At 63.6% G+C, this 15,897-nt stretch carries 17 protein-coding genes; 5 read left to right on the forward strand and 12 right to left on the reverse strand.

Annotation, left to right across the window (positions count from 1 at the left end; genetic code table 11):
• Window positions 1-30 precede the first annotated feature (30 nt).
• From lysS to U0034_RS02770, 5 genes are all read left to right on the forward strand, one after another.
• Window positions 31-1,557, forward strand: coding sequence for a lysine--tRNA ligase (lysS, locus tag U0034_RS02750; protein WP_085226422.1), 1,527 nt, complete (start codon window positions 31-33; stop codon window positions 1,555-1,557).
• 267 nt (window positions 1,558-1,824) lie between these two features.
• Window positions 1,825-2,604, forward strand: coding sequence for an outer membrane lipoprotein (locus U0034_RS02755; protein ID WP_085225752.1), 780 nt, complete (start codon window positions 1,825-1,827; stop codon window positions 2,602-2,604).
• A gap of 361 nt (window positions 2,605-2,965) precedes the next feature.
• Window positions 2,966-4,279 carry a hypothetical protein gene (locus tag U0034_RS02760; protein ID WP_085225750.1) on the forward strand — a complete coding sequence of 438 codons (1,314 nt, stop codon included), beginning with the start codon at window positions 2,966-2,968 and terminating at the stop codon, window positions 4,277-4,279.
• 10 nt (window positions 4,280-4,289) lie between these two features.
• Window positions 4,290-5,177 carry an NAD-dependent epimerase/dehydratase family protein gene (locus tag U0034_RS02765; RefSeq protein ID WP_085225748.1) on the forward strand — a complete coding sequence of 296 codons (888 nt, stop codon included), beginning with the start codon at window positions 4,290-4,292 and terminating at the stop codon, window positions 5,175-5,177.
• The gene (locus U0034_RS02770) at window positions 5,174-6,196 is read left to right on the forward strand and encodes an NAD-dependent epimerase/dehydratase family protein (RefSeq protein ID WP_085225746.1); all 1,023 of its coding nucleotides are present in this window, start codon (window positions 5,174-5,176) and stop codon (window positions 6,194-6,196) included. Before U0034_RS02765 ends, U0034_RS02770 begins: the two co-directional genes overlap by 4 nt.
• A gap of 163 nt (window positions 6,197-6,359) precedes the next feature.
• Here the strand turns inward: U0034_RS02770 and iscX are convergent, their stop codons facing one another.
• The 12 genes from iscX to U0034_RS02830 all read right to left on the reverse strand — a co-directional run bounded on the left by iscX (window position 6,360) and on the right by U0034_RS02830 (window position 15,739).
• A complete protein-coding gene (gene iscX / locus U0034_RS02775; RefSeq protein WP_085225744.1) occupies window positions 6,360-6,557 on the reverse strand; it encodes a Fe-S cluster assembly protein IscX in 198 nt (65 codons plus the stop codon).
• A 16-nt stretch (window positions 6,558-6,573) separates the two neighbouring features.
• Window positions 6,574-6,915, reverse strand: coding sequence for an ISC system 2Fe-2S type ferredoxin (gene fdx, locus U0034_RS02780; RefSeq protein ID WP_085225742.1), 342 nt, complete (start codon window positions 6,913-6,915; stop codon window positions 6,574-6,576).
• Between the two features lie 152 nt (window positions 6,916-7,067).
• Entirely contained in the window at window positions 7,068-8,933 is a 1,866-nt protein-coding gene (gene hscA / locus U0034_RS02785; RefSeq protein WP_085225740.1) for a Fe-S protein assembly chaperone HscA, read from the reverse strand.
• A 151-nt stretch (window positions 8,934-9,084) separates the two neighbouring features.
• The gene (gene hscB / locus U0034_RS02790; RefSeq protein ID WP_085225738.1) at window positions 9,085-9,612 is read right to left on the reverse strand and encodes a Fe-S protein assembly co-chaperone HscB; all 528 of its coding nucleotides are present in this window, start codon (window positions 9,610-9,612) and stop codon (window positions 9,085-9,087) included.
• Window positions 9,613-9,716: 104 nt separating this feature from the next.
• Complete coding sequence (iscA, locus tag U0034_RS02795; RefSeq protein ID WP_085225736.1) at window positions 9,717-10,040, reverse strand: iron-sulfur cluster assembly protein IscA; 324 nt, start codon at window positions 10,038-10,040, stop codon at window positions 9,717-9,719.
• A 7-nt stretch (window positions 10,041-10,047) separates the two neighbouring features.
• Window positions 10,048-10,470, reverse strand: a complete 423-nt coding sequence (gene iscU, locus U0034_RS02800; RefSeq protein WP_085225734.1) for a Fe-S cluster assembly scaffold IscU — start codon at window positions 10,468-10,470, stop codon at window positions 10,048-10,050.
• Between the two features lie 118 nt (window positions 10,471-10,588).
• Window positions 10,589-11,812: an IscS subfamily cysteine desulfurase gene (locus tag U0034_RS02805; RefSeq protein ID WP_085225732.1), complete on the reverse strand. Its 1,224-nt coding sequence runs from the start codon at window positions 11,810-11,812 to the stop codon at window positions 10,589-10,591.
• A gap of 83 nt (window positions 11,813-11,895) precedes the next feature.
• Complete coding sequence (iscR, locus tag U0034_RS02810; protein ID WP_085225730.1) at window positions 11,896-12,426, reverse strand: Fe-S cluster assembly transcriptional regulator IscR; 531 nt, start codon at window positions 12,424-12,426, stop codon at window positions 11,896-11,898.
• A 188-nt stretch (window positions 12,427-12,614) separates the two neighbouring features.
• Window positions 12,615-13,106: a low molecular weight protein-tyrosine-phosphatase gene (locus U0034_RS02815; RefSeq protein WP_085225728.1), complete on the reverse strand. Its 492-nt coding sequence runs from the start codon at window positions 13,104-13,106 to the stop codon at window positions 12,615-12,617.
• 80 nt (window positions 13,107-13,186) lie between these two features.
• Window positions 13,187-13,426: a hypothetical protein gene (locus tag U0034_RS02820; protein ID WP_085225726.1), complete on the reverse strand. Its 240-nt coding sequence runs from the start codon at window positions 13,424-13,426 to the stop codon at window positions 13,187-13,189.
• 164 nt (window positions 13,427-13,590) lie between these two features.
• Window positions 13,591-15,003 (reverse strand): lactate utilization protein B, encoded by a 1,413-nt coding sequence (locus U0034_RS02825; RefSeq protein WP_085225724.1) that lies wholly within the window; start codon window positions 15,001-15,003, stop codon window positions 13,591-13,593.
• A 13-nt stretch (window positions 15,004-15,016) separates the two neighbouring features.
• Complete coding sequence (locus U0034_RS02830; protein ID WP_085225722.1) at window positions 15,017-15,739, reverse strand: (Fe-S)-binding protein; 723 nt, start codon at window positions 15,737-15,739, stop codon at window positions 15,017-15,019.
• Between the last annotated feature and the right edge of the window lie 158 nt (window positions 15,740-15,897).

Consider the following 15,897-nt stretch of genomic DNA (forward strand, 5'->3'; position numbering starts at 1 on the left):
GCCGACCGCCCCTTTCGCATGGCAGATATCATGACCGAACAGACCCTTCCGAGCCTGGACTCGAACGCCGACGAGAACAAGATCATCGCCGAGCGGCGCGAAAAGCTGCACGCGCTGCGCGAGTCCGGCATCGCCTATCCGAACGATTTTCGTCCGACCCATCATGCCGGCGATCTCCAGTGCGAGTACGCCGATGCGGACAAGGACGCGCTCGAGGCGAAGGCGCTCGACGTGGCCGTCGCCGGCCGCATGATGCTCAAGCGCGTAATGGGCAAGGCCAGCTTCGCCACGGTGCAGGACGTCTCGGGCCAGATCCAGTTCTTCGTGACGCCGGCCGACGTCGGCGCCGAGACCTACGAGGCTTTCAAGAAGTGGGACCTCGGCGATATCGTCGCCGCCCGCGGCGTGCTCTTTCGTACGAACAAGGGCGAGCTGTCGGTGCGTTGCACGGAGCTGCGGCTGCTCTCGAAAGCACTGCGCCCCCTGCCTGACAAGTTCCACGGGCTGGCGGACCAGGAAATGCGTTACCGGCAACGCTATGTCGACCTGATCGTCACGCCCGAAGCGCGCAAGACGTTCGTCGGCCGCACGAAGGCGGTCTCGTCGATCCGCAAGTTCATGGCCGATGCCGAATTCATGGAAGTCGAAACGCCGATGCTGCACCCGATCCCGGGCGGCGCGGCGGCGAAGCCGTTCATCACGCACCACAACGCGCTCGACATGCAGATGTTCATGCGCATCGCCCCCGAGTTGTACCTCAAGCGGCTCGTCGTGGGCGGCTTCGAGCGCGTGTTCGAGATCAATCGCAATTTCCGCAACGAAGGGGTGTCGCCACGGCACAACCCCGAGTTCACGATGCTCGAATTCTATGCGGCGTACACGGACTACCGCTGGATGATGGACTTCACCGAACGCTTGATCCGGCAGGCCGCGATCGATGCGCTCGGCACGGCAACGATCACCTATCAGGGCCGCGAACTCGATCTGGCAAAGCCGTTCCATCGCTTGACGATCACGGAGGCGATCCGCAAGTACGCGCCCGAATACACCGATGCCCAACTCGCCGACGCGGCATTCGTGCGCACCGAGCTCAAGCGGTTCGGCGTCGATCCGACACAACCCGCGTTCCTCAATGCCGGCATCGGCGCGCTGCAGCTCGCGCTGTTCGAAGAGACGGCCGAATCCCAGCTTTGGGAGCCGACCTTCATCATCGACTACCCGGTCGAAGTGTCGCCGCTCGCGCGCGCCTCGGACAGCGTGACCGGCATCACCGAACGCTTCGAGCTCTTCATCACGGGCCGCGAGATCGCGAACGGCTTCTCGGAGTTGAACGATCCCGAGGATCAGGCCGCCCGCTTCAAGAAACAGGTCGAGCAAAAGGACGCCGGCGACGAAGAGGCGATGTATTACGACGCCGATTACATCCGCGCGCTCGAATACGGCATGCCGCCGGCCGGCGGCTGCGGCGTCGGCATCGATCGACTCGTCATGCTGCTCACCGACAGTCCCAGCATTCGCGACGTCATTCTGTTCCCGCATTTGCGGCGCGAAGACTGAACCCGCAAAGGCGCCGCACGGCGCCTTTCGCTTTTGTAACCATCGGTAAAAGCTGCCGCTCGCGGAAATCCCGCGGACTCGCTGCAGGCCACCCCCCTCTCCTTCGAAGGCCGTCAGCCGAACCTGCTAGCCATATTCGGCGGGTGGCACCGCCACGGCTCGTGCGCGCCGGCCCTCGACGCGCGTTACAAATTGAAACGTAGGCCACTCGCCTTTGTCGGACACTGTGGCGGTAAGAAAAACCAAACTCGTTCGACGAGGTCCATCATGAATCAACCCGCCACGTCGCCGCGCCGCCTCCATCCACTCATCGCCACGGCTGCGGGCACCGTGATCGTTGCGAGCCTTGCTGCCACTGCGGCGATTACGGGGCTGTTCCCGAAAGCCTCCAGCACCGGCGCGCAGACGGATCAGACCCAGTCCGCACAGGTAGCCAATCAACCCGTCGTCGATACGGCCGCGCCGGCTGCGTCGAGCTATGGCCAGCAGCAGCAGGCAGCAAGCGGGCAAACGAGGCTGCCTCAGGCCGCACAGCAGGCACCGGGCGCGTCGGCGCAACCGCAGCAGTACGCCACCACCGGCGCGGCACCTGCGCCAGCGCCTGCGTACGGGCAGCAGCAGTACGCTCAGCAGCAGTACGCTCAGCCGTCATCGTCATATGCACAGTCTGGCCAGTCCTCGGCTCAACCGCCGCAGCAACGACAATACGCGGCCTGCGCCACTTGCGGAACCGTGGAGTCCATCAGCGCGATCAGGCGCGAGGGCCACGGTACGGGCGTCGGCGCGGTCGGCGGCGCCGTGGCAGGCGGCCTGATCGGGAATCAGTTCGGGGCCGGCACGGGGCGCACAGCCATGACCGTCCTCGGCGCGGTGGGAGGCGGATTTGCGGGCAATGCCGTCGAAAAACGCCTGCGCAGCGAAACGGATTACCAAGTCCGCGTCCGAATGGATAACGGGCGTACTCGGTATTTTACGTACCGCCAGACGCCACCGTTCGGGCAAGGACAACCCGTGCGCGTCGTCAACGGCGCGCTCGTCGCTCGCTGAATGTAGCGAACAGCACGCTCGCCGGAACATACGGAAAGCGGTTCGAACGGATCGCTTTCTCCGGCAACCCCCATCCTCCACCTGCGCTCATTGCACCCAACCCGCCGCGGGCACGTCTGCCCATCATCCGCGCGCTGCTGGACGGCGGCGTCAGCGACCGGGAATAACGGTTGATTCCCCCCGCTATTCGAGCGATCGGAAATTCTTCCGCCCTTTAGACTGCATTGCACATCCCTGCTTCGCCGCACCCATGCGTGCAGGACACGGCAGGCGAAATAACGGATGACCCATCGACGGGGCTCGCCCGCGCCGATGCCACGCACCGAGCGCGAGGGGCTACCTTAGGGGCAATGGCGGAACAGTGGACACAACGGACATCAGCATCATCGTTTTGACGACGGGCGACCTGACGCGCGCCCACCGCGTCATGGAAGCCTATTCGGCCTCCCCCGTGCGTGAAACCTTGCGCGCACAATTCATCTATCTGGTGAATCGCAAGGACCTGTCCTTTCCGCCCACTCAGACGACCGTCGCGAATCGCGACGGCATCGACGTGGTGTATATCGGCAATGATCGCTATTTCGGAAGCTGCGAGGAGAATCTCTTTCGGATCCGCGACGTCATTGACATCGTCAAGCCGCTCGCCTTGATCATCGGCGAGAGCGACGAGATCAATTGGCCGAACCTCGCCGAGGCCGCCCGCATCGCTGCCGAGGAACGACTCGACGCGATGCTGATCAATGTCCAGAACATCCAGAACCGGCGCTCGGGCGGCACTTCATCGATATTCGCGGCGTGCAATCTGCCGGACGAAACGCCGCAGAACAGGTTCTTCCGGGCGCTCGTGGCCGGCCGTACGCTCAGCAGCAACGTGGCATGGCCCGCAACCGTATCGATGTTCGGCCCGGTCGACTGGTTCGCGTTCATCGGGCATCAGCTCTACAGCCGCCATGCGCTGCGCGGCCTGCTCAAGTATCGGTTCACCGAGCACGTCTACTCGTTCGTCTACATGCAGGCGCTCTATTTCAGCAGCAGCCGGCGCCGGTATCGCCTGTTCATGCCGGAAGTCGTCAACCGCATCAGCAACGACTTTTTGAGCGAGCATGCAGGCGGGGCGGACCGCGATCTCGGATGGTTGCGCGAACATCGCGTCGTGCATGGCCAGGCGCGAACGCTGTGGATAGCCAATGTGCATCATCTGCTGCAGATCGAAGACGATGCGCTCTTCTCCGTGCTGGCGATGAGCTTGACGGTTGCGCATCGCCCTTCGGGAAGCAACGACGAAATCTCGCTCCTGCGCGATACGATGCTGCGGCAAATGATTTTCTGGATCGCTTCGGTGCTCGGCGAGAAGGCAAATGGTCAAAGCTACTACCTCGGAACGCCGGGCCCCCGCAGGCTCGATGACGAATTCTGGGCGTGCCTGCGCTTTCTCAAGCGCCTGCACAACGTGCTGCGACAGTATGAAGGCGAGGCCGTTGCCCGCTGCGCAGAAGGAGCCGAACAAGCAGCGATGTATCTCGCGCTGTTCTTCGACGACGTCGAGGGCACCGAGCCGATGATCGCCGAGGCGCTCGCCGCACTCAACGTGGTGTTGTCCACGCTCGACGAGGCCACGCTGCGGTATCTGCAGGAAACGTCGTTCAAGCGCTATATGCAGGCGCTGACCGCCTGAGAAGGCCGACATGGTCCGCATCCTCATGACGGGCGCAACCGGCTACCTGGGCAGCCATTTGCTCGAACGGCTGGCCGCGTCGCCGGATCGCTACGACGTGACAGTCATCAAGCGTTCGTTCTCGTGCGACGCGCGAATTCGTCAATGGCTGCCGCATATTCGCGTGTTCGACATGGACAAAGCCGAATTGGCGAGTGTATTCGACGGCCGCGGCTACGATCTCATCCTGCACGCGGCCACCGATTACGGCCGCAAGGCGAGCACGCTCGCCGACATCCTTCAGCCGAACCTGCTGCTGCCGTTGCGCCTGCTCGAAGCCGGCATCTCGCACGGCGTACGGACGTTCGTCAACACCGACACGATGCTCGACAAACGTGTCTCCGGCTACAGCCTTTCGAAGCGTCAGTTCCGCGAATGGCTGGAAAGCCTTTCCCATCGCGTGGTCGCAGTCAACGTGTCGCTCGAGCACTTCTATGGGCCCGGCGACGACGACTCCAAATTCGCGAGCTTCGTTGTCCGCTCGTTGTTGCGCAACGTCGAATCCATCGCACTGACCGAGGGCACGCAACGGCGCGACTTCGTTTATATCGACGACGTGGTCGACGCGTTCGTGCGCGTCATCGAGGCACATGCCGAATCGGCCCCAGGCTATCGGCACTACGAAGTCGGCTCGGGCGTACCGGTTCCCGTGCGCCAGTTTGTCGAAACGGCGCGCGCGCAGTGCGGCAACACGGCTACGCACCTGCGCTTCGGTGCCATCCCGCTTCGCGAGAACGAGGCGATGGACGTATGCGTCGATATCTCGGGCCTGCAGGCGCTGGGCTGGACACCCAGGTGGACGTTGGAAACCGGCTTGGCACACACGATCGAATTGGAACAGGAAAGCATTCTCGTATGAACTACCTGATTACCGGCGGCTGTGGCTTCCTCGGCTCGAATATCGCAGCCCAACTGATCGCCAACGGCCGCCGCGTAACGATTGCCGACAATCTCTCGCGCCACGGCTCGGCCGCCAACCTGCAATGGCTGCGCTCGCTGGGCGCTGTCGAGTTTGTACATATCGACGTGCGCAACCGCAATGACGTGGACACGCTGATGCAACGCGTGAAGCCCGATGCGGTCTTTCATCTGGCGGGGCAAGTCGCGATGACGACATCGCTGCAAAACCCGCGGCTCGACTTCGAAGTCAACGCAATGGGCAGCCTCAATGTGCTCGAGGCCGTGCGCCATTACTGCCCCGACGCGCGGGTGATCTATTCTTCGACGAACAAGGTCTATGGCGATCTGACGCATTGCGTCGCCACCGAACATGAAACGCGTTACGTGCTCGACGATTATCCGAACGGGCTACTGGAGACCATCGGGCTCGATTTCAGCTCGCCCTACGGCTGTTCGAAAGGATCGGCCGATCAATACATGATCGACTACGCACGCGTCTACGGATTGAAGACAGTCGTATTCCGGCATTCGTCGATGTACGGCGGCCGGCAGTTCTCGACGATCGATCAAGGCTGGATCGGTTGGTTCTGCGAACAGGCGGTCCGGCAGGCCAGCTCGAACGCCACGTCCTTTTCGATTTCGGGCAACGGCAAACAGGTGCGCGACATTTTGCATGCGGATGACATGGTCGGCCTGTATCTGAGCGCCGCCGAGCACATCGACAATGTCCGCGGGCAGGCATTCAATATCGGCGGCGGGCCGGGCAACAGCCTGTCGATCATCGAATTGCTGCATGAACTAGAAACGCTGGTCGATGCGCGGTTGAAGTGGCATCACATTCCCGCGCGCCAAAGCGATCAAAAGGTGTTTGTCGCGGACATCGCGAAGATCACGCGCGCACTCCCCTGGACCCCGAAGGTCGACAAGCGCAGCGGCCTGACCTCGATGGTCGAGTGGGTCCGCACGATGAACGGCTGAGCAAAAGATGCGCGTGCGGTGCCGGCTGGGATAACCCCGGATGCCTGATGCACGCCCCGAATGGGGATGGGATACCGGGAGAGTCGAACCAGGCGCGCCAACCCGTTGCGCACGATGGCGTCCTGCGAGCGGGCAAGTACTCGACCTTGCCCGCATTCACCCGTCACTCTTCGGCGTCTTCGATCCAGGCCAGTTGAATCGCCTCCAGGATTTTTTCGTTCGATCGCTCTGGATCGTCGTCGAATCCGTCCAGTTCCGTCACCCACCGATGCAAGTCGGTGAAGCGCACGTACTGCGGGTCGATATCGCCGTGCTTGTCCGTGAGCGCCATTGCGATTTCTTGTACGTCCGTCCACTTCATGGCGAATTCCTCCTGATCAGTGGTTTTCCTTCGCATGGTTGATCGAATAGCGCGGGATCTCGACAACGAGATCTTCGCCCTCGGGCACGAGCGCCTGGCACGAAAGACGCGAAGTCGGCTCGAGCCCCCATGCCTTGTCGAGCAAATCGTCCTCGCTCTCCTCCGACGGCTCCAGGGCGTCGAAGCCTTCTCGGACGATGATATGGCAAGTCGTGCATGCACAGGACATTTCGCATGCATGCTCGATCTCGATGCCGTTCTCCAGCAGCGTTGCACAGATGCTCTTGCCCGGCTCGGCCTCGATTACGGCGCCCTCGGGACACAGTTCGACGTGAGGCAGTACAACGATTTGCGGCATACGAATTTCCGTTCGGTCAATAAAAGGCGGCGGCAGGCGACGTCCGACGAATGCAGCCGGAGCCGCACCGACGCTTGGCTCCGGCCCCATGCAGAGGCCTTTTCCCAGCCCTGAGGCACATTGTACGGTTGGCCGGCATCGCTCGTCCGCGCTCAGATCTCGTCGAGCTTGCGGCCTTGCAGGGCCGCGCGAATGCTCTTGTTCATGCGACGGGCGGCAAACTCGTCCGTCTCGGCGGCGAGCGCCTTCGTTGCTGCTTCGATGACGTCGGCATCGGTGCCTTGGGCCGAAGCGCGCAGCCGGCCGAGTGCGGCATCGACACGCGCACGCTCGTCGGCCGCCAGCAGTTCGCCGTCCGCCGCAAGTGCGGCTTCGGTCGCCTCGGCGAGCCGCTGCGCCTCCACTTGTGCTTCTCGCAGTGCGCGAGCACGCATATCGACTTCGGCCGACTGGAAGCTGTCTTCGAGCATCCGGGCGATGTCGTCGTCGGCCAGGCCATACGACGGCTTGACGACCACCGAGGCTTCCACACCCGAAAGCTGCTCGCGCGCGACGACAGAAAGCAGCCCGTCGGCATCCACTTGAAAGGTCACGCGGATGCGCGCCGCCCCAGCTGCCATCGGCGGAATCCCTCGCAGCTCGAAGCGGGCGAGCGAACGGCAGTCGGAGACGAGCTCGCGCTCGCCCTGCACGACGTGGATCGCCATTGCGGTCTGCCCATCTTTGAATGTCGTGAACTCCTGAGCGCGCGCGACGGGAATCGTCGAATTGCGCGGCACGATCTTCTCGACGAGCCCGCCCATCGTTTCGATGCCGAGCGACAGCGGAATCACGTCGAGCAGCAGCCAATCGTCGCCGCCACGGTTGCCCGCAAGCAGATCGGCCTGGATCGCGGCACCGAGCGCAACGACCTGATCGGGATCGAGATTCGTGAGCGGCGGCTGCCCGAAGAACGCCTGCACGGCGCGGCGCACGACCGGCATGCGCGTTGCGCCCCCGACGAGTACGACACCCTTGATTTCCTGCGGCGTGACCTTCGCATCGCGCAGCGCCTTTTTCGTCGGGCCAAGCGTGCGCTCGACGAGGGCGCCAACGAGCTCCGCAAACTGCGCCTCGCTGATCGACAGCACGACAGCGGTGCCGTCGGACAACGTGACGTCGAGCGCGGCCTGCGGCTGGCTCGAAAGCGCCTCTTTGAGCGTCCGCACGCGATCGAGCAGCAGCCGCACGTCCTCGGCCGCCAGGCTTTGGGGCGCGAGGCCCGCCGCTTTCAGCACGTGCCGATAAAGCGCATGATCGAAATCGTCACCGCCCAGCGCCGAATCGCCGCCCGCGGCCAGCACTTCGAACACGCCCTTTGTCAGCTTCAGAATCGAAAGATCGAACGTGCCGCCGCCCAGGTCGTACACCGCATAGAGGCCTTCCGCGCCATTGTCGAGACCGTAGGCGATCGCGGCGGCCGTGGGCTCGTTGAGCAACCGCAGGACGTTGAGGCCGGCCAGGCGCGCGGCATCCTTGGTCGCCTGGCGCTGCGCTTCGTCGAAGTAGGCGGGCACCGTAATGACCGCGCCGACGAGTTCGTCGCCAAGCGTATCTTCCGCGCGCTGACGCAGTGTCGCGAGGATCTCGGCCGACACCTCGACCGGGCTCTTGATGCCGGCCACCGTACGGATCTGGACCATTCCAGGCGCATCGACGAAATCGTAAGGCGCGTTTTCGGCCCCTTCCACATCGGCCTTGCCGCGCCCCATGAACCGCTTGACCGAGACGATCGTGTTGCTCGGATCGATCACGGCCTCGTTTTTTGCCGTATGGCCGATGCGCCGGCCGCCCTTCTCCAGATAGCGCACGACGGACGGCAGCAGCACGCGGCCGCCTTCGTCGGGTAGCGCGTCAGGTACGCCGTTGCGCACCGCGGCGACGAGCGAGTTCGTCGTGCCGAGATCGATACCCACGGCAAGCCGGCGCTGATGCGGCGCCGGCGCCATGCCGGGTTCGGAGATTTGCAGTAAAGCCATCTTGTGATTGTCTTTAGGGGACGTTGCCCGTCATTATCCGCGTTGCGAGCCGATCGAGGGCTGCGCGCACGTACGGCGCGAAGCCGGAACGCACCGGCTCACCCCCAGCGCTCCGGCGCAGCCCATCGAGCAGGCGCAGTCGATTGGATGCTCAATGCTCGAGCCTCTCGATCTGAACCCCGATCTCGGCCGCCACGCGCGCGATGAACATCAGTTGCCGCACGGCTTCGGCGGCAGCCTGATCGGCGCCCGAGGCGAGCAGGCTGCCAAGCCGCTCGAAGCGCACGCGCTCTTCGTCGCGCAGCTCCGACAGCAGGGCCTCCAATTCGGCCACGTTCCGTGCGCCGGCCGCATCTTCCACGCGCTCGCGCCATTCCATCTGCTGCATGAGGAAGGCCGGCTCCATGGCCGTATTGTTCTCGACGCCCACGTCGACGCCGCGCAGCGAGAGCAGATACGTCGCCCGTTTGAGTGGGTCGCGCAGCGTCGCATAGGCCTCATTGGCCCGCGCGGCCCACTGCATCGCTACGCGCTTTTGCGCGTCGCCTGCCGCGGCGAAGCGGTCGGGATGAACCTGCGCCTGGACCGTGCGGTAGGCGGTGTCGAGCGCCTGAGCATCGAGTGCGAACTGCACCGGCAGGTGGAACAAGTCGAAGTGGCTTTGCTGGATCGAGGCCATGGAAATCGATCGTCGATGAAAGGTACGGCGGCGCAAACACTGCCGGCCCGGGGCAGATCAACAAAAAGGCGGCCTCGGCCGCCCTTTGTCCGCTCGAGGCGGGCTCAAACGCGAAACGACTCGCCGCAGCCGCACTCGTCCTTGACGTTGGGGTTGTTGAACTTGAAACCCTCGTTCAGCCCTTCGCGCGCGAAGTCGAGCTCCGTGCCGTCGATATAGGCAAGGCTCTTCGGGTCGACGATGACCTTGACGCCATGAGTCTCGAAGACCTGATCCTCGGGCTCCAGTTCGTCGACATACTCGAGTTTGTACGCAAGCCCCGAACAGCCGGTCGTACGCACCCCGAGGCGCAGGCCGATACCTTTGCCGCGGCGCGTCAAATACTTCTGGACCTGCTGAGCGGCCTTGTCGGTCAGTGTGATTGCCATGACTCGCTCAAGCGGCTTGCTGTTTCGCTTCGTCCGCGGCTTCGTCGCCAGCGCCGTGGCGTTGCTTGTAGTCGGCCACCGCAGCCTTGATTGCGTCTTCAGCGAGAATCGAGCAGTGGATCTTCACCGGTGGCAGCGCCAGCTCTTCGGCGATGTGCGTGTTCTTGATCGAGAGCGCTTCGTCGAGCGTCTTGCCCTTGACCCACTCGGTGACGAGCGAACTCGAAGCGATGGCCGAGCCGCAACCGTAGGTCTTGAACTTGGCGTCCTCGATCACGCCGTCCGCGCCGACGCGAATTTGCAGCTTCATCACGTCGCCGCAGGCGGGCGCGCCCACCATGCCGGTGCCCACCGCATCGTCGTCCTTCGCGAACGAGCCGACGTTGCGCGGGTTTTCGTAGTGGTCCAACACTTTGCTGCTGTAAGACATGATCACAACTCCTTGATTCGTTTCTTGCCGTCGACCGGAGCCAGCGCTCCGAAGACACCTTCCGGCCGCGTGCAGACCCAATGCGTTCGCGTTACCTTTTCTCTTCGCGCGCCGTCGTTCAGTGCGCGGCCCACTTGATCGTCGACAGATCGATACCGTCCTGGTGCATCTCCCACAGGGGCGACAAATCGCGCAGCTTCGCGATCTTGCCCTTGAGCAGATCGACGACGTAATCGACTTCCTGCTCCGTCGTGAACCGGCCCACCGTGAAGCGGATCGAGCTATGCGCGAGTTCGTCGTTGCGCCCGAGGGCGCGCAGCACGTACGAGGGCTCGAGCGACGCCGAGGTGCAAGCGGAGCCCGACGAGACAGCAACGTCCTTGATCGCCATGATCAGCGATTCGCCCTCGACGAAGTTGAAGCTCAGGTTCAGGTTGTGGGGAATGCGGCGCTCCATGTCGCCGTTCACGTACACCTCGTCCATTTCCGAGAGCCCGCGCAGCAAGCGGTCGCGCAGCATGCGGACGCGCTCGTTTTCGGTCGCCATTTCCTCACGCGCGATCCGGAACGCTTCACCCATGCCGACGATCTGGTGCGTCGGCAGCGTGCCCGAACGCATCCCGCGCTCATGCCCGCCTCCGTGCATCTGCGCTTCGATACGCACGCGCGGCTTGCGGCGAACGTAGAGCGCGCCGATACCCTTCGGACCGTACGTCTTGTGCGCCGAGAACGACATCAGATCGACCTTCAGCCGGCCGAGATCGATTTCCACCTTGCCCGTTGCCTGCGCCGCGTCCACGTGAAAAATGATGTTCCGCTCGCGGCAGAGCTCGCCGATCGCCTCGATGTCCTGAATGACCCCGATCTCGTTGTTGACGAACATGATCGACACGAGAATCGTGTCGGGCCGCAGCGCGGCCTTCAACACGTCGAGATCCAACAACCCATCGCTCTTCACGTCGAGGTAGGTGACCTCGAAGCCTTCGCGCTCCAGCTCGCGGCATGTGTCCAGCACGGCCTTGTGCTCGGTCTTGAGCGTGACGACGTGCTTGCCCCGGCTCTTGTAGAAATGCGCCGCGCCTTTGATTGCAAGGTTGTCCGACTCGGTCGCCCCCGAGGTCCAGATAATTTCGCGCGGATCGGCCTTCACGAGCGCCGCCACCTCCTCGCGCGCCTGTTCGACGGCACGCTCCGCGTCCCACCCGTACGAGTGGCTGCGCGAAGCCGGATTGCCGAACTGCTCGCGCAGGTAGGGAATCATCTTGTCCACCACGCGCGGATCGACCGGGGTCGTCGCGCTGTAGTCCATGTAAATGGGCAGGTGGGGCAGTTGGTTGCTCATCAATCGCTCCGGGGAAATCATTGTTTTGGGTCAGGCGCCGCTCTGATGGCGGCACGCTTCAATTCGTTTCTAACGGCAAGACGCTACGAACTCGCGATGTTGAACACCGAGTTCGGCCCTTTCGGCGCCAGGCGCGGCGCCTCGACGGCGGCCGACTCGTTGCGGCGGTCCTTCAACACGCTGCCGCTGCCTTCGCGCGAGCGCTGCTGATCGACGAGATCCTGTAGCGACACCGAATCGAGATACTCGACCATCTTCTGGTTCAGCGTCGACCACAGCTCGTGCGTCATGCAGTGGCCATCGCTTTGCTTCGTACCTTCGCACGAGCCCTTGCCTCCGCACTGGGTGGCATCGAGCGGCTCATCGACGGCGATGATGATGTCTGCCACCGTCACCTCTTCGGCGCGGCGCGCAAGGTTGTAACCGCCACCCGGGCCGCGCACCGATTCGACGATTTCGTGGCGACGCAGCTTCCCGAACAATTGCTCGAGGTAAGACAGCGAGATGCGCTGGCGCTGGCTGATGCCGGCAAGCGTCACTGGACCTTGATCTTGGCGCAGTGCCAAGTCGATCATTGCCGTGACGGCGAAGCGGCCTTTCGTGGTGAGTCTCATGATTGCGGGGGACCGGAATTCTCGACGATTTTTGTCAAGTATAAATACATGACGTTTTTAGTCAAGTATCCCTGTCATCAATTTGGTTATCGGTGTGCGCTCGCAGAGCAGCAAAACGATCCGGGCCGCCACGGGCATGGCGTTGCGCCGTTCGAACGCCACTCGATGAGGCGGGGCGGAGAGCGGTTTCATGCCGGCTCGCGCGCGGCCAGCACGCGCAAGTGATCAAGCAGACCGCGGCAGGCCGCCTCGCACTGGTCCAGCACGCGCTCGAAGCCGTCTTCCGCGCCGAAATAGGGGTCCGCAACTTCACGCACGTCGGGCTCGCTGCCGAACTCCATCAAAAGCCGAAGCTTCGCCTCGAGCCCGGGGGGACAAACGGCGCGCAGCTGCGCCATATTCGCACGATCCATTGCGACGATAAGGTCGAACCGATCGAAATCGTCAGGCCCGATCTGCCGCGCGCGCAGCGGTGCAAGGTCGTAGCCTCGCAACTGCGCCGCCGACTGCGCGCGGGCGTCCGGCGCCTCGCCGACGTGCCAGTTGCCCGTGCCCGCCGAATCCACGACGATGCGCGCCTCGAGTCCGGCTGCCGCAATCTGCGCACGCAGCACCGCCTCGGCGGTAGGCGAGCGGCAGATGTTTCCCAGGCAGACGAAGCAAATGGCAACGGGTTTCATTCGGCGTCCGAAGCGATCGGCTCGGTCGGGGCCGCGGTCGCGGCCGATCCGGCATTATAGGACCGCATCCTCAACCTTGCTTACGAGGCGCGCGGAAGCTCGACCGCCGGCCCGGGTTGCACCGACGACGCCTGCTTCGGCTCGGCCCCGACCAGTCCGTACGAGACGGCGCGGGCCAGTTCGTTCGAAACCTGCGCCGCGGGCAGCGGCGCATGCCGTTCGTCACCGCCGTAGGACTTCAGCGCGGCGAGGACGGCCAGCGTCAGCGCGGCAACCAGCGGCCAATAAACACCCAAATACACCGTTATTCTCGTTTTCATCTCGTGCCCCTTTGCATTGACGCGCCCTCGGCGCGCAGCCTTGCACCGCTACATAGGCGCATTCTATAGAGTGCGTCTATCGAGACAAAGACGGGAATAGCGAATTCAGCGTTGCGCCAGGATAAACAATCGGCCGCGTAAAGAGAGCAAGGACTACTCGCCGATCAGCCCCGGTGGCTGCGCTGCGCCGCGTACAGCTCACGGAACGTGCGGCCGACGGGCGCAGGCATGTCGCGGGTTGCGGTCCAGCCCTGGCCGAACGGCAGGCGGGTGATCGCGCGACGGCGCCCGCCCAGACGCTCGAGCAATCGCACGCCGAGTTTCGTTGCGAGCGCGTAGAGCGCCGGCCGTGTGGCGATGAAGCCCCAGACGGCCAATGCTGCGCGCTCGCCGAACGGGCGCAGATGGCGCTCCATCTGCTTTTCGCGCAGCTTGCGCAAAAGATCGGAAATGGGGATGCCGACGGGGCATACGCTGTTGCACTCGCCGCACAGCGTGGCGGCCTGCGGCAGATCGAGCGCCTTGTCGAGCCCGACATAGCTCGGCGTGAGGACCGAACCCATGGGCCCCGGGTAGACCCACCCGTAGGCATGCCCACCGACCTTCTGATAGACCGGGCAATGATTCATGCACGCGCCGCAACGAATGCAACGCAGCATTTCCTGGAACGCGCCGCCGATAAGCCCGGTGCGCCCGCCGTCCACGAGCACGACGTACATGTGTTCGGGCCCGTCGCCCTCGCCCGCGCCTCGCACGCCCGTCAGGAGCGAGAAATAATTCGACGTCGTCTGCCCGGTGGCCGAACGCGGAAGCAAACGCATGGCCACGGCCAGGTCCTCGAGCGTCGGCAAGACTTTTTCGATGCCGGTCACGGCGACATGCACGCGCGGCATGACGGTACACATCCCCTCGTTGCCTTCGTTCGTGACGATGGCGACCGAGCCGGTTTCGGCGATGATGAAGTTGCCCCCCGTCACGCCCATATCGGCCGACATGAAATGCGGGCGCAGCACTTCGCGCGCCTCGCGCGTCATCTGCGGGATCTCGGTCAGACGCTCGCGGGCGTGCGTCCTTGCGAAGAGATCGGCGATCTCCTCTTTGTCCTTGTGCACGACGGGCGCGATGATGTGGCTCGGCGGCTCGTTGCCGTTGATCTGCAGAATGTACTCGCCGAGGTCGGTCTCGATCGACTCGACGCCCATTTCGCCGAGCACGGCGTTGAGCCGCATCTCTTCGGACACCATCGATTTCGTTTTGATGACCTTCTTGACGTCATGCTTGCGCGCGATTTCGCCCACGAGCCGCGCCGCGTCGCGCGTCGTCTCGGCGAAGAGCACGGTGACGCCGCGGCGCGTGGCCTCGCGCTCGAAAGTCTCGAGCCAGACGTCCAGATTATCGAGCGCGCGATTGCGCCGCGCCTTCAGCTCCGCCCGCGTGGCCGGGAAATCGATCGCCTCGATGGCGAGCGCGCGCGCCGTCACGAATTTGGTCGAGAGTTTCGTCAGATTCTGCTGGAGGCGCGGGTTGGCCAGATTCTGCCTGGCGCGCGCCTTGAAGTGCATCGATTGGACTTGCATGGGCGATTCCGTCTCAAAGGCCTTGGGCGAGCACTTCGGCGATATGGAGCACGCGCGTGGTGGTATCCCCCGTGCGGCGCAGGCGCCCCTCGATGTTCAGCATGCAGCCGAGATCGCCCAGCACCACGGCACCGGTACCCGCCTCGCGGATGTTCGCGCATTTTTCGTCGACGATGGCCGTCGAGATATTGCCGTACTTGAGCGCGAACGTACCGCCGAAACCGCAGCAATGCTCGCACCCCTTCATTTCTGCCACCGCCACGCCCTTTTGCGCGAGCAGGGTGCGCGGCTGCTTCTTCACGCCGAGTTCGCGCAGGCCCGAGCAGGCGTCGTGATAGGTGACCGGGCCGGCGAACTCGCCGGGCGGCAGTTCGAGCCGCGCCACGTTGACGAGAAAATCGGTGAGCTCGTACACCTTCGCGCGCAGATTGCCGTATCGGCCCATGAGCTCGGGATCGTCGCGAAAGAGATCCGCGTAGTGAACGCCGACCATGCCGCCGCAAGAGCCGGACGGTATGACCACGTAGTCGAATTGCTCGAACTCGCGCAGCATTTTTTCGGCGAGATCGCGCGCGATGCCGCGCTCGCCCGAGTTGTAGGCCGGCTGGCCGCAACAGGTCTGGGCTGGCGGCACGACCACTTCGTAGCCGGCTCGCTCGAGCAGTTTGATGACCGAAAACCCGATCTCCGGGCGCATGAGGTCGACGAGACACGTGACGAACAATCCGACTCGCATGACGGCTCCGATGGAAAAACGTCTGCCATTATGCGTCGTTTGCCGACCGGCGCGTCGGCCAGCAGGACAAAAATTGGAGTCGAAGCCCGGTTCGAACGCCGTTCGCTTTTTTCACGATACGAGATACAATGTTTTTTTGCTTTGCGTCATTCGATTCA

Source organism: Trinickia caryophylli (assembly GCF_034424545.1).
GTDB lineage: Bacteria > Pseudomonadota > Gammaproteobacteria > Burkholderiales > Burkholderiaceae > Trinickia > Trinickia caryophylli.

What these genes read in the sequence shown, in the direction of transcription:
- hscA (WP_085225740.1), bottom strand. Translation starts at nt 8,933, where the DNA reads ATGGCTTTACTGCAAATCTCCGAACCCGGCATGGCGCCGGCGCCGCAT.
- fdx (WP_085225742.1), bottom strand. Translation starts at nt 6,915, where the DNA reads ATGCCGCAAATCGTTGTACTGCCTCACGTCGAACTGTGTCCCGAGGGC.
- U0034_RS02825 (WP_085225724.1), bottom strand. Translation starts at nt 15,003, where the DNA reads ATGCAAGTCCAATCGATGCACTTCAAGGCGCGCGCCAGGCAGAATCTG.
- U0034_RS02815 (WP_085225728.1), bottom strand. Translation starts at nt 13,106, where the DNA reads ATGAAACCCGTTGCCATTTGCTTCGTCTGCCTGGGAAACATCTGCCGC.
- lysS (WP_085226422.1), top strand. Translation starts at nt 31, where the DNA reads ATGACCGAACAGACCCTTCCGAGCCTGGACTCGAACGCCGACGAGAAC.
- hscB (WP_085225738.1), bottom strand. Translation starts at nt 9,612, where the DNA reads ATGGCCTCGATCCAGCAAAGCCACTTCGACTTGTTCCACCTGCCGGTG.
- U0034_RS02805 (WP_085225732.1), bottom strand. Translation starts at nt 11,812, where the DNA reads ATGAGCAACCAACTGCCCCACCTGCCCATTTACATGGACTACAGCGCG.
- iscR (WP_085225730.1), bottom strand. Translation starts at nt 12,426, where the DNA reads ATGAGACTCACCACGAAAGGCCGCTTCGCCGTCACGGCAATGATCGAC.
- iscX (WP_085225744.1), bottom strand. Translation starts at nt 6,557, where the DNA reads ATGAAGTGGACGGACGTACAAGAAATCGCAATGGCGCTCACGGACAAG.
- U0034_RS02765 (WP_085225748.1), top strand. Translation starts at nt 4,290, where the DNA reads ATGGTCCGCATCCTCATGACGGGCGCAACCGGCTACCTGGGCAGCCAT.
- U0034_RS02820 (WP_085225726.1), bottom strand. Translation starts at nt 13,426, where the DNA reads ATGAAAACGAGAATAACGGTGTATTTGGGTGTTTATTGGCCGCTGGTT.
- U0034_RS02830 (WP_085225722.1), bottom strand. Translation starts at nt 15,739, where the DNA reads ATGCGAGTCGGATTGTTCGTCACGTGTCTCGTCGACCTCATGCGCCCG.
- U0034_RS02770 (WP_085225746.1), top strand. Translation starts at nt 5,174, where the DNA reads ATGAACTACCTGATTACCGGCGGCTGTGGCTTCCTCGGCTCGAATATC.
- iscA (WP_085225736.1), bottom strand. Translation starts at nt 10,040, where the DNA reads ATGGCAATCACACTGACCGACAAGGCCGCTCAGCAGGTCCAGAAGTAT.
- iscU (WP_085225734.1), bottom strand. Translation starts at nt 10,470, where the DNA reads ATGTCTTACAGCAGCAAAGTGTTGGACCACTACGAAAACCCGCGCAAC.
- U0034_RS02755 (WP_085225752.1), top strand. Translation starts at nt 1,825, where the DNA reads ATGAATCAACCCGCCACGTCGCCGCGCCGCCTCCATCCACTCATCGCC.